The organism is Pseudoflavitalea rhizosphaerae (assembly GCF_003991355.1).
GTDB classification, from domain to species: domain Bacteria; phylum Bacteroidota; class Bacteroidia; order Chitinophagales; family Chitinophagaceae; genus Pseudobacter; species Pseudobacter rhizosphaerae.
The window spans coordinates 37,155-51,430 of sequence record NZ_RCSU01000019.1 but is presented as its reverse complement, the minus strand read 5'-3'; the positions used below and the strand labels follow the sequence as shown (position 1 = coordinate 51,430).

The following is a 14,276-nucleotide window of genomic DNA, read 5'->3' as shown; positions in this document are numbered from 1 at the left end:
AAAACAGAGGTCACTCGCCGGGAGGCGAGCGACTGGCAACACCCTAATAAAATGTAATAACACTTTTTAACCACCCCATTGAATGAAATGTAATCTCTGTACAATAATCTACAACCCGATCTGGATACCCAGGTTCACTACGCGCTGGTTAAGATAGGAATCCCCTATCGATCCACTGGCCACTTCCGGGTCCTGTTGATATTTTTTATAGTTGGTCCAGGTGAAAAGATTGTACCCACTTAAATAGAATCTCGCATTGTTCAGGCGAAGCGGTAACCATCTATCCGGCAACTGGTAACTGAGCTCAACAGTTTTCAGTCTGATATAATGTGCATCGATCAGCCAGAAGTCCGACATATAATTGCTGCCACTGTTCACACTGCCCGCATCTGTGGTGAGGCGGGGGAACAATGGATTGCCCGTATTATCGGGTGTCCATCGCTGTAAGTGAATGGGTTGGAACTGGCTTTTGAATGGCTCGATCCCACTGCCAACAATGCTGAAGCTGTAGTCATAAGCGCCCTGGAAAAGGACGTTCATGCTGAAACCTTTGTACCGTACGCCGAGCGTAAGTCCCACGTTGGTAGTATGGAGATTGGGTTTGCCGATGGCCGACATATCATTTTGATCGATGATCATATCGCCATTCAGGTCAGCGTATTTGAGGTCGCCGGGTTTTACTGCGCCGGAGATAGGCTTCGCGCTTTTTTCGATGTCTGCTTCATTCTGGTAGAAGCCGATGAATTTGTAACCAAAGGGCTGGTTGATTGGGTGACCGGTAGCAGCCAGCCAGGGATATCGTTGCGTGGCTTCATCCCGGTACAATACTTTGTTCTTTGCAAATGAGAACGTAGGTGTGATATTGAACTGCACTTCGCCGATCTTGTCCTGGTAAGTGGCAATCAATTCCCATCCGTGATTTTGTACACGGCCGATATTCACCGGCGCAGTGCCAATGCCCAGCACATTGGGAACAGAACCGCGGTACACGAGCTGATCGATCCGCAGATCGCGGAAATATTCCAGGGTGAACGACAACTTATCGTTCCACATATTCACATCCAGCGCATAGTTCTGTGATTTCTTTTTCTCCCAGGTAACATTGCTGTTGCCGAGCATGCCTTCGCGGATACCATTGCTGATGCCTGGCGTTTCGCCAAAGGAATAATTACCCTGCGGAATGTATACCTGCTCGTAAATATAACGATTACCATCAACCGCATCTGACCCTACCATGCCATAACCTGCACGGACCTTGAACAATTTGATGCCAGGGAACATCTTCTCGAAGAATGGCTCTGCCGCTATATTCCAGCCGGCAGACACAGCCGGGAACAATCCATAACGTTTGCTTCCGGCGAAACGGTCGGATCCATTATAACCCAGGTTCACATCCAGCAAATATTTCCGTTGGAAATTATACCCGGCAGAAAGACTATAACCTCTGAAGTTTTCAGCCACTCTCTCCTTGAAAGTATAACTGTTCTGATTGAACAGCACCATGCCCCGGACCTGGTGATCGCCGAAGATTCGATCATAGTTCAGGATAGCCTGGATGTTCACACGTTTGTCGGAGATATCGCTGCCGGCGCTCACTGCATAAGTGGGCATGCTGTAGCGGCCCCGGGGATCGATATTGTACTGGCCGGTTGCTGCATCATAATGATAACTGGGCGGCAGGTCGCGCAGCAGTTTACGCCATACATCCCAGGTACTGGCGTAAGCAATGCGGCCGGTCAGGGATAATCCGCGTAATACTGCATCGAGTTTTTGCGTACCTCCCACCAGGATGTTCAGATCATTCTGTTTGGTACGGGTGTATCCGGAAAGTGCAAGCCTCGCATTGAGCGTAGGCAGACTTTCCTTCGTATTGTACGCGTATGCATAACTGCCATTGGGATTGATGAAGGGAGCGGCATAGGGAGTGATCTTATCGAAATTGTAGATCTCCTCCATGATATTGCTGGTGTTGGGTGTATTGATCATTCCAAACCTACCGGTAACATCCAACCGAAGGCTCAATGTTTTGGTAGCCTGGATATCCAGGTTGGTGCGGAAATTGAAACGGCGGAAGAAATAGTTATTATTCAAATTCTCTCCACCCGCTTTTGAAAAATCTTTAATCGATCCATTCTGTGTGAGCGCTCCGAAAGAAGTGAAATATTTTACGGTATTGTTACCGCCGGAAATATCCACATTGGTATTGGCCTGGAGGGAATAGTCCCTGAACACGGCATCGTACCAGTTTACGTCAGGGTGACCGTATGGGTCTTCCCCGTTTTTGAAAAGTTCCATATCCTTCTGCGTGAAGAGCGGCTGCAATCCATCGTTGTTGCGTGCTTCATTCACCAGCAGGGCAGATTGATAAGCGCCGAGGAATTTGGGTTTCACGGTGGGCACCTGTGCCCCGGCTTCGGTACGTACATTGATGCGTGGCTTACCTGATTGTCCGCGGCGGGTGGTCACTACCAGTACACCATTAGCGCCTTTGATACCATAGATAGCAGTGGTGCTGGCATCTTTCAGGATAGAGATGCTTTCGATCTCATTCACATTGATCTGCGCCAACTGCACATAAGTGTATTCGATATCATCCACAATGATGAGGGGTTTATTACCCTCTGCATTGAGCGAGCTCACACCGCGGATAAAATAATCGGCTGCGTCACGGCCGGGCTGTCCTGATCTTTGTTGCGAAAAGAAGCCGGGCAGTCTTCCGGATAATGCGTTCTGTACATTGGCAGTGGGCACCAGCCGGATCTCTTCCGCTTTGATGGTGCTCACGGAGCCTGTATTGGTGATCCTTTGTTTTTTACCGAAGCCCACTACAATCACATCTTCCATGGCGTTGCGGCTGGCCTGCAGTACCACTTCCACATTGCTGAGTCCCCGTACATTCACTTCCTGCTGCACATAACCAACATTGGAGACGATGATGGTATTGGACTTCCCGCGCAGCGTGATACTGAAACGGCCATCAGCCCCGGCAGATACGCCATTGGCTGCAGCTCCTTTTTCCGTGATGCTCGCACTGGTTACCGGGCCGTTATCGTCTTTCACAACGCCGGTAACGGTGCGCTGCGCCAGCGTGAGCACGGGTATCAGCAGGATGCTCAAAATAAGCCCTATGGAGATCTTGTTCATAAACATGAATTAGCGATGGTTAGATTATTCCCAGCCGGGATTTTGTTTCATTTGGTGGTTCTTCGCCACTTCATCGTAACGCACAGGGAAGAGGTACATGGCAGGAGCCCGGAATTTAGTAGTGAGGATCTGCGTAACAGTATAAGTCCTGGCGCCACTGCTGCTAACGTCTATGCGCATCCCATGCAGCGGACTGTTCATCACCTGTTCAGCGATCTTCCACCTGCGGATATCCCAGAAACGATGTTCTTCAAAAGCCAGCTCCACACGGCGCTCATTGCGGATCTGCTGGCGCATCGCTTCTTTTGTGAGCCCTGCCGGCAGCTGGTAAGGATTGAGACCGGCACGCTGGCGGATGGCTTGCACGGCATTGTATACATCCTGGTCAGGACCTGCATACTCGTTCTGCGCTTCCGCAAAATTCAACAGCACTTCCGCATAACGGAACAGCATCACAGGATGCGGGATATCTGAATAGCTGGTTTGCGATTCGTATTCTCCCATGAACTTGCGCATGTAGTAACCACTGCGTGTTTGTTGTACGTTGGTATTGGGTTTATCCAGACCACCCTCGAAAGTTTGTACGCTCCTGTTGAGCCACTGCGCGCCATTGAAGAAAATGGTATAGGTAAGACGGGGATCACGGTTGGCATAAGGGAAATTGGCATCGTAGCCGGAGGCGGGGTCAGTGATCGGCAAACCATTGCTCATGGGGAATGCATCCACCAGTTCCTGTGTGGGGCTGGTACGCCCCTGTGATACCGCCGATGCATAACCGATCGGCGCATTGTTGGTCTCCACGTTCTTGTTGTTGCCGCTCACTTTGGCAAAGATCACTTCCCGGTTCCCGGGTGTGATGAAGATCTTTTTGAATTCAGGCAGCAAACTGAATTTATTGTAATCGATGAGGGCCCTGGCGGCTTCGGCGGCCAGGCGCCATCTTTCTGCATCGTAATTGGCGTAGCCGGTGAGCGGATTGCCTGCATCGATATTGCCGCCGTTGAAAAGCGGACTGGCGGCATACAGGAGCGTCCTCGCTTTGAGTGCCATCGCAGCGCCTTTGGTAACATAACCATAACGGGAATCTTCGATGGGGTCCTGCCAGCTGCTGTCTGCCACTTTATCGCATTCAGATACGATATAGTTCACCACTTCCTCAAAGGAGTTCCTGGGTAAGGCCAGGTCATCGCTCACCTGTCTTACCTCATCTCCCATCAGCGGTACGCCGCCGTATCTTTTCAATAATTCGAAATAAGCAAAAGCCCTGATGAAGCGCGCTTCAGCCCTCCAGGCTTTTTTGGCGGAACTGCCATCGGCCATTTTGATATTGAGCGGCACTTTATCGAAATTATTGAGAAAGATGCTGGCTTTGCGGATATTGCTGTAACAGGTGTTCCACTGATCATCGGGACTGTTGACGGAATTATAACTGCCTGTTGAAAGTCTTTGTACATCTGTAGCGCCGGTGGCGGAAGAGATGGCGTCATCGGAGCCGGCGTCCAGCAGGTCATTGCCCAGCCGGTTATAGCCATCCGGCAGGAATTTGTACAGGGCGCCCAGGAATCCCCTGGCTTTCACTCCCAGCGAGTCTTCCACATCCCATACATATTCTTCGGTGAACTGCTCCAGCGGAACATCTTCCCAGGTCTTCCTGCAACTGGCAGCAGTGATCAGCAGACAGGCCGCCAGTGCAATGATATTGTATTTTCTATATTGGCAAACCATAGTTCGTATACTTATAATTTGATATTGATACCGGTATTGATCACGCGCTGGATAGGATATTCCTTACCGCTCACTTCGGGATCTACCCGCCCGAATTCGGCCCAGGTGACCATGTTCTGCGCATTCACAAAAACCCTTACTGCACCCAGTTTCAGCCTTTTAGCCAACTGATACGGTAATGTATAGCCGATCTCGATATTCTTCAGCCGGATATAATCTGCAGAGTGTTGCCAGAAAGTGGTGTTCATGATATGGTTATTGGCATTGGCGCCATAGGTCAGCCTGGGATATGTGGCGGTATTGGCAGTCTCAGGCGTCCAGCGTCCGAGATGGTGATTGTACAGCGTACCATTCCGGTTCATGGCGCCGAATTCAAACTCCGTTTCCCAGGAGTTGAGGTACATCTTCCTGTTCTGTACGCCCTGGAAGAGCACACTGAAGTTGAATCCCTTATACCGGAAGCCGGCAGTGATGCCATAGAATACCAGGGGCTTGTTGCCATCGATATTTGTTTCATCAAACTGGTCGATGATCTTATCGCCGTTGAGGTCCCTGTATTTGATATCACCAGGCTGCAGCGTATAACCGGCAACAGTAGCCGAATTTTCCGCCTCTTCCTGCGTCTGGATGAAGCCATCCGCGATATACCCGAAAGTGGATCCCAGCATATTGCCTGTCCTTACATTCCAGGGGTAGCGGCGGCCGATCTCATCCATGAACAGGATCCTGGAATTGGCAATACTGGCAATGGCAGTGAGGTAATAATTGAAGCTTCGGATATTATCCTGCCAGGTAAGCGTGAATTCAGTTCCTGAAAACCGGTTCCGTCCGATATTCTCTGCGGGATAACTGTTACCTATAAGCGCAATATTGCGACCGCGCACCTGCATCAGGTCGAAATAATCATCTCGATAGTATTCAGCAGTCAGTTGCAGGCGGTTGCGCAATACGGCGATATCCACGCCTATATTCAGCTTATGTGCTTTCTCGGGCTCCGCATTCACATTCACCAATGGTCTTTCCAGCACGCCATTGAGCGGAACATTGGTGGTGCCCCAGCCATAGCTCTGGAACTCGTCCTGGAAAGCAGGCCTCCAGGTGAAATAGCCTATATTGGCATTGCCTGTAAGGCCGTAGTTGACGCGCCATTTGAAAGTGTTGAGCCAGGGAAGATTTTCGGTTATGAAAGCTTCCTTCGCCATATTCCATCCCAGCCCTGCAGCATAGAAAAAGTAGAAACGGTTGCCGGGCCTGTATCGATCATAGCCACTGTAAGTGCCTGCTGCTTCCGCCATATATTTCCCGTCAAAGTTGTAAGCGAGCTTTGCAGCGATATTGGTGTATTTGGAAGGCAGGTCGAAATTATAAGTGGTCTGCAACTGATCGAATAATGTCATTGCTTCTATATTGTGCCGGCCCACCTGTTTGGTATAGCCCAGTGATGCCTGGTAGAACCACGACTGTCCACTTGAAGTGATATCGAAATTATTCACCTGGTTGGTGATATTCCCATAGCGTGAATAACTGGTATCCGAACCATTCACATTCATCTGGAAAACGGGGCTCTGCTTGCTCCGGTTGATCATGGAAGACGTGAGCACGGATACATTGGCCTTTCCTTTGACCCAAAGACCAGGTACCCAGTTATCCAGTTTGTAGGTTACATCAACGGTTGACAATAATTCTTTATCGTTGTTGAGAATATAACCGGAGTTGGCCAATTGCGCATAGAGATTGGCAGGATACTTGGTGGTGCCGCCGAAACTGCCATTGGGATTCAGGATCGGGTAAGCGTTATTGGGCAGCAGCAGCATGTTCTGAAAGATGTTCTGGTATCCGGCGCCGGGCTGGTTGCCATCCTGGATGCGGCCAAAGATCTGCAAGGCAACATTCAGGTTCTTGTTGAGATCAACGTCCACTTTTGTATTGATGAGGTAACGCTTCAATTGCAGCAAAGTATTATAGCTATTGTTGCCGCCTTCCCGGAACATGCCCTGCTGGTCTGTGTAGTTCAGTTCCACCAGGTAACGGGCCACCTTTGATCCGCCTGAGATATTGAGGGAATAGCGGCTGAGCATGGAATGTTTGTTCAGCATTTCATCCTGCCATTTCACATCGGGATAACGATAGGGATCACTGCCATTCCTGTAGGCTTCGATATCTTCTTTGGTATACACCGGCGCCTGACCGCTGTTCACGAGGGCTTCATTCAGCAGGTAGGCATACTGGTAAGAAGGTAATGGATCCAGCAGGCCGATCGGGGATTGCACGCCTGTCTGGGCCGTAAAAGAGATATGAGGAGCTCCCTGGAGAGGCTTCTTTGTTGTGACGAGCAAGATGCCCCGTGAACTTTTTTGTCCGAGCAATATACCGGAGAGCGCATCTTTCTGAACGGAGATGGATTCGATGGTTTCGGGGTCCAGCGCAAAGATGTCGCGCTGAACGCCATCGATCACCGTCACCGGATTTTGTCCACGCAAGGAAAGGAATATTTCATTGTTATCGGTTGAGCTGGTAGCGCCGATCAGGGATTGATTGGGAATATTGAAGAGCAGCTCACCCTGTGTGATGGGGGAAGATGATAATCCTCCCCAGCCATTACCCTGTTTGGTGAAGAGGCCGGCGAGTCTTCCCGGCAACGCATATGCGTAAAGCGATGCCGGTGTAGTGATCAGTTGATCATTGTATACAGTTGCTGTAGCGCCCAATGCTGTGGCGCTGTTCTTCTCTCCATACAATACCCGAATTTGATTGGCAGGTAATGGCTGGGGCGTCAATCTCACTTGCAGTTCGGTACCTTCTTCCACTTTGATTTCAGCCAGGAGGAAGGAGGGATGTGTGATCACCAGCAGGTTTTCTGCACGGGCATCAATTTCAAACGATCCTTCTGAATTGGACAATACAGTAATACCTGACTGGCTCACGGTAATGCGGGCGCCTGCCAGCGGATGTCCGTAATTGTCCAGCACTTTGCCCTTGATGGCAGTGGTAGCAGCGGATTGCGCTTTTACTGCCACAGGCAGGAAGAGCAACATCAGGCAGCAGACCATGAAGATATTTTTACAATACCTGGCAGACATATGAATTGATTTAGCGATGGTAGTTTGGTTAAGACCTCTGTTATTACTGGCAATTGAATCTAAAAACGAATGGGTCGCCGGTATTTCCCTGTTTCAATACTTTGATGGTCCCCGTTACATCGGTGTAGTAGTATTCCATCCTGTCGAGGGTCTGGTCTTCCCGCAGGTTGAAATAACTGCGCGGCCAGAGATCGATCCTCCATTTCTTTCCTCCCAGTTCTGTGAGTGCAGAAGCAGGTTGCTGACTGCACACTTCTATCACTTCATTATTGGTGGTATAGGCTTTGGCGCAAAGGAAAACCTTATCTGCACCGCTGAGATCAGTGGTAATGGCATCCTCATCATATTTGAAAGTGATAATATCATTGTCGGTGGCGGACGAAGGCTGAACAGCGCTGATCTGTGGACTACAGAAATCGATCAGCTCACCAACGCCATCCGTTACTTCCAGGCAGTCTGTGAACCATTTGCCGTAGAATTTCGGCTCACTGAGTTCCTGTGCGCTGCTGGCGCTGAAATAACCGAGCTTCACGCGAAGGTTCTCCGGTCCGGCTTTCACCTTGATGGTAACAGTGGCATTGATCTCTGCGATATCACTCATGTCGTAAGCTAAGTCTGACTGGAAAACCACCCATTCCAGGTCATTGATATAATTACCGCCGATGCCTATGCGCTCCATGATGGCTTCCGGCCATTTCTGACTGGATCCCCAGGGCGTTGCATTGGCAGGCACCGGGCTCATGGTCCCATTGGCGAATGAACTGGTATAAAACATGCGCATGTTCTCGCGTGCATTCCAGCTCTTCGGCGCCATGAACCCGATGATGAGCCGGCTCTGTGGCTGTGTCCAGTAGGGATCCATCCAGGCTTTCACTTCAATGGTAAGTGTATCACCGGCTTTTACGGTACCCGGGTGAGATACGCCGCGGATCTCGATACAACTGGCCACCACAATGGCTACCACCAGTGTGAGGTAGAAGAGCTGCTTGAAATTCTTTTTCCTGAGCAATCGTTTCATGTTGCAGTGTTTATGCTATTGCAGTGGTTCGAGAGTGTATTCGTATTGGTTTTGATGACAGCCCGGACTGAAGATCAGCACCAGGTTCCGTTTTCCTTTTACAACGGGATAGCGGAACCCGGGCTTCAGGGCGCTTCCGCCATCAGGAGTGAATGAAAGTTCCATAGGGTACTGGGGATCGTCGAATTGCCATTTGCCATTTTTATTCACCAGGAAGGGTACAGGATTATCGATAGTATAGGAATCTTGTGTGAAGTTGATACGGAAGGACGCGAAGTTGAAACGGTTGGTCATATCTTCTCCATTGCGGACCACTTTCACGATCTTCCAGGCGCCGGTGAGCGGCTTATTGGATTCAGTGAAATGCATCTCCTTCTCTTTTTGACAGGCAGCGATAACCATCGTTATCGCTACCATCAGAATGCTTATCCATTTTTTCATGGGAATTCTTTTTGATGTTTTACCAACCGGGGTTCTGTAAGAGTTCAGGTGATTTGGAAAGCTCGCCCTGTGGCAATGGCCAGAGGTACATGGCATCACGGAAAACATGGGTACGAACATCGATGGTCTGGTAGTTGTAGTTGCCCCCGTTCTTAGTGATCTCTGTTCCGTGCATTGTCTTGTTGTCTGTTTGTGGTGCGATCTTCCATCGGCGTACATCCCAGAACCTGTGCTCTTCGAATGCCAGCTCTATCCTGCGTTCGGCCTGTATGACGGCGCGCATCTGATCTTTCGTGAGGCCTGCCGGCAACTGGTAAGGGTCAAGTCCTGCGCGCTTGCGGATGGCTTCCACTGCTTCGTATACTTCGGGCACTGCACCATCTGCTTCATTCAATGCTTCAGCATAATTGAGGAGTATCTCTGCATAACGGATCAGCGGAAAGCAGCGCTCGGTTTCGGTGAAATTGTTGGGCACCACATCTTCCTGCAACATCTTGTTGATGTAAAAGCCGGTATTGGTGCCGATATAGATCGCATCCTGCGGTGTACCTACGTATGTGTATACAGGTTGTTTGGGACCATTATTGATCCATACCAGGGATTCATTATGAATAATGGAATAATTGAATCGTGGATCACGGTTATTGTAGGGATGAGTGGGATCATATCCCGAGCCTGCTTCTGAAATGGATTTTCCATTGCGCATAGGGAATGCATCGGCCATCTCTTTGGTAGGATTGGCGCCATCACCGGCGCCGCGGCTCGGCGGCAGCCACATGCCTTCCAGCTCACGGTTCTTGTTACGCATGCCCTGCAGGATATGCTCATCATTCTTACGAAGCGTGAAGAGTTTGTAAAAGCCATAACCAGGCGCAGTGGTATTGTCTTCATTGAGCTTGTACAGGTTCAGGTCCATCACGTCTTTGGCTGCCTGCGCCGCCAGCCGCCAGCGTTCAGGGTCCGCAGTGGGATATCCGGTAATGGAGCGAAGCGGTTCCGATGCAGCGATCTGTCCGCCATTGAAAAGAGGACTGGCGGCATACAGCAGCACGCGCGCTTTCAATGCACGCGCCGCACCGGAAGTGATCCTTCCATAATTATTGCTGAACTGGGAAGGCAGGAGATCAGGTATGGCCGTGTTCAGTTCAGATACGATATAATTGATACAGTCTTCGAAATTATTGCGCTCAACAAGGATGGGAGCATCACCGGTATAGATGGTATCCCCAACCAGCGGTACGCCTCCATAATGTTTTACCAGGTTGAAATAATACCAGGCGCGGAGAAAACGGGCTTCCGCTTTTGCGTTCGTCTTCAGTGAATTCGCGATGGGTGCTAAAGGAAGATATTTGAAGAATACATTCACGCGGCGGATATTGGCATAGGATGTATTCCAGGCATCTCCTGCTGCCCAGGCATTGGAGTTGATGCTGCCGGTAGCCCATTGGATATAAGTGCTGGAACTGTTGGAGCCCGGGCCTTCAGCCTCATCGGAAGCGGATTCCAGACCGGCTCCGCCAAAACGGAAAGGATTGAAGCTATAAGCGATATCTGCATAAATGCCCGTGAGGAACTCCATGGTGCGGGCGCTGTCTGAGAATACAGATCTTTCCGTAAGATCTGAAGTGGCGGTCTTATCGAGGAAATCGCCTTTGTTGCAGGCAATGGCCGTTACAAACAAAGCAACGCAGGCGGTCAGTTTCAAATTTGTCATAAGCAAGCTATGATTCGTATGTATATGTCACATGGGAAAAGCACTACCGCCATCGGTAATAAAAAGAAGCAGGGTGATAAGTGTGTGCAGTCGGGTGTGGCCAGTCGCTCGCCTCTGGCGAGTGACTTTTGTTTAGTCGCCTCCGGCGACGCGGTGTTCGCCGGAGGCGAACAAATACAAGTCACTCGCCAGAGGCGAGCGACTGGCCACACGCTGCTATTTACTGCCGGCTCCCTGCTATTTATTGTAAGCCTCAACCAATAGCTTGAAATTACCGGAAGGCAGTAAGGTTGTATCAAAGCTGATCCGGATGGTTTTGGATTCTCCTTTCAGCAAAGTGAAATAGTTGTCGTTCATGATCGCTGGTAATATTTGTTCCCCGGTTGCTGCATCGATGGCCTGCACGCGGATGGCGAATGCAACGCCCTTTCCTCTATTCACGATATCCGCTTCTATCACAGACCGGTTTCCTTCTGTTGTAAGCCTGGCGCTTGTTTTAAGAGATGCCTTCGGCAACTTATTAAGCGCGGTATAATCAGACGACTTATTGCTCCTCCAATAAAAATTATCAGAAAGCAGTTTGCCCTGCTGATCTGTAAGCAGCAATTTGATGAACTGCATTTCCTGGAGAGCATTGCTGCGGTCCCGGCCATACACTTCAAGATCATAGATGGAGTAACCCCAATCGGAAGCCCTTTTGATGCCCTGCATTTTTACATAGCGCGTACGTACAGGCTTGAAACTAATTTGGTCTACTCCACCTTTTCCATTTTCCGTTTTATAAACATCTGTCCAGATCACGGCATCGTCAGACACCTGGATCCTGTAAGCCTTCGCATAGGCGGATTCCCAGTTGATCGTAACGGCTGCAATCTCCTGCTTCTCTCCAAGATCTACATACACCCACTCATCGTCTGTATACTTACTGCTCCAGCGGCTTCCACTGCTGCCATCGGACACGGCACCCGCATCACCGGCTTCAGGTGAGAAAGAACTGGCGACGGCTTTTGTTTTATAAGCGATATTATCGATACTGAAATTGATATCGAAGCAGGGCGTGGCAGCATTAGCCGCAGCATCGAGGGTTATCTCCTTTCCATATTGCTTCGCTTCTTTCCCATCCAAGGTATACACGATGGCTTTGGCTTTCACCTTTTCCAGTTTGTTCAATGTGGTATTGATCAGCTTCACGGAATTATCGGCATAGCTCCATTGGATATGAACAGGCTCATTGGCTTTCTTCACACCGAAGTAAGCGCCGGTGAGATCGTAATAGTAATCATAGGTCTGCCATACCATGGACGGATAAGCGCTCTGGCTCATCCATGTCATGATGCCGGAAGCATCGTTCCACATATGATGCAGCCAGCCTTCGTACATGGCTTTGTTGGTTTCGAGATTCACCAGTTGCGCTTTGCGGCAGAAATCTTCTATGCCGGTTGCAGCTCCATAACTGTTGTTGATGGTGTTCACATAATTATCCGGGCCGGCATTGAAAGCGGATTTGCCGAAGAAATGTTTATCCCACATCTCATTGCGGGGCCACCATTTGTCCCGGGGCATGAATTTTTTGAAACTCTCAAAGTTGGTGAATACAGCGGTACCGATCTCTGTGCGTAAGCCCCAGCCGGGATTGCCTCCAAAGCCTCCGGGATATTTGGTGAAATACCATTTGGGATGGAAGTTCACCCAGGGGCCACTTCCTGTTAATGCGTCGGAATGGGAATTGGCATGATACCAGCGATCGCCACCATCAAATGCCTGTACATTTTCGCGCAGCCATCCATTGAGTGGCGGCAGCGGGTAGCCTTCATTATCGCCGCACCAGAGCGCAATACTTGCATGATTGCGAAGCCTTTTGATCTTCTCCACAGCATTGTGATTGAAGGCAAAAACATCAGTGGGCAGGTTGGGATGGGAGTTGAGCCAGAAATCGTCCCAAACCATGATGCCATATTTATCACAGGCATCATAGAATTCTTCATCGGTAACTGAACCGATCCAGTTCCGCACCATATTGTAATTCATTTCACGATGCAATTGCATTTTCAGATCGTATTCATTTCCGCGGCAACGCAGGAGGTATTCACTCATGCCCCAGTTGCCTCCCTTGATGAAGATCCTTTCACCATTCACACTGATATGTAATACGCTGCCAAGTGTATCGTAGGTATATTTCCTGATACCAAATTTGATCTGCCTGCTGTCGGAGACTTTTCCATCCACGGAGAAGGAAAGATCGATGGTATAAAGATGCGGTTCTCCATATCCGTTAGGCCACCAGAGTTTAGGGTCCCTGATGAGCAATTGTCTAAAATCGGCTGTATCGAAAACTTGCCGGATGGTCTTGCCTGCCCCTATATTCAGGTTACGGCTGAAACTGATATTGCCCGGCTGGATGGTGCCGGTGAATACACCTTTCAATTCTTTTCCGGAATTGTTGAACAGGTCAAGCGATACATTCACCAGACCGTCTTTCTCTTTGGTAAGGTCAGTACGGACCCAGGGATCTTCCAGCGTTACGCTTCCTGTAGTGGTGAGGTATACATCATCTGTGATGCCCTGTAGCAATCCGGGAACGGATGGCATCCAATCCCAGCCATCGCTTGAAATATATGTAGGGCTGGCAAGATTGGGTACAGGTAAGGTTGGCCAGTAAACGAGCACAGCCAGTACATTCTTTTTATCCGCCTGCACCAGCTCCGTGATATTGAATTTACCGCGGTGCATGAATCCGTCGAGCAGCCCTAGGCGAACGCCATTGAAGAACACTTCGCCTTTGCGGTTAATGCCTTCAAAATTCAGCCAGATGGTTTGGCCTGGCTGATTGAAAATATTGAGTTCTGTACGGTACCAGAAATTCTTATTGTATTTGGATTTATCTACCTGGTAGATATTGTCGCCATAGTTGGGATCCTTCTCCAATCCGGCTTCCACATAGGAAGTGAACACGGCTCCAGGAACCAGGGCTTTCATCCAGTTGCTGGTATTGAAACCAGGCGAATAGAGCTGTACACTGTCTTTTCCAATGGCCGACTGCGGTATGAGTTTCCATTCCACCTGGTCACTGTTGAGGGATTGACGGATTTGCGCCTGGAGGGATACGGATGCCAGCGCTATTATAAGCGAAGTGAATATTGATCTGAACATAATA

General features: G+C 49.6%; 7 protein-coding genes. All 7 read right to left on the bottom strand.

What is annotated here, in order from left to right; translation table 11 throughout:
* Nucleotides 1-108 precede the first annotated feature (108 nt).
* Nucleotides 109-3,144, bottom strand: coding sequence for a SusC/RagA family TonB-linked outer membrane protein (locus D9Y29_RS24245; RefSeq protein ID WP_127132834.1), 3,036 nt, complete (start codon nt 3,142-3,144; stop codon nt 109-111).
* A 24-nt stretch (nt 3,145-3,168) separates the two neighbouring features.
* Entirely contained in the window at nt 3,169-4,869 is a 1,701-nt protein-coding gene (locus D9Y29_RS24240) for a RagB/SusD family nutrient uptake outer membrane protein (protein WP_127132833.1), read from the bottom strand.
* An 11-nt stretch (nt 4,870-4,880) separates the two neighbouring features.
* Entirely contained in the window at nt 4,881-7,949 is a 3,069-nt protein-coding gene (locus D9Y29_RS24235) for a SusC/RagA family TonB-linked outer membrane protein (protein ID WP_127132832.1), read from the bottom strand.
* A gap of 43 nt (nt 7,950-7,992) precedes the next feature.
* Nucleotides 7,993-8,967, bottom strand: coding sequence for a DUF4961 domain-containing protein (locus D9Y29_RS24230; protein ID WP_127132831.1), 975 nt, complete (start codon nt 8,965-8,967; stop codon nt 7,993-7,995).
* 15 nt (nt 8,968-8,982) lie between these two features.
* On the bottom strand, nt 8,983-9,408 hold the full coding sequence (locus D9Y29_RS24225) for a DUF5004 domain-containing protein (protein ID WP_164735535.1): 426 nt from the start codon (nt 9,406-9,408) through the stop codon (nt 8,983-8,985).
* A 19-nt stretch (nt 9,409-9,427) separates the two neighbouring features.
* A complete protein-coding gene (locus D9Y29_RS24220) occupies nt 9,428-11,122 on the bottom strand; it encodes a RagB/SusD family nutrient uptake outer membrane protein (RefSeq protein WP_127132829.1) in 1,695 nt (564 codons plus the stop codon).
* Nucleotides 11,123-11,359: 237 nt separating this feature from the next.
* On the bottom strand, nt 11,360-14,272 hold the full coding sequence (locus D9Y29_RS24215; RefSeq protein ID WP_127132828.1) for a discoidin domain-containing protein: 2,913 nt from the start codon (nt 14,270-14,272) through the stop codon (nt 11,360-11,362).
* Nucleotides 14,273-14,276 lie beyond the last annotated feature (4 nt).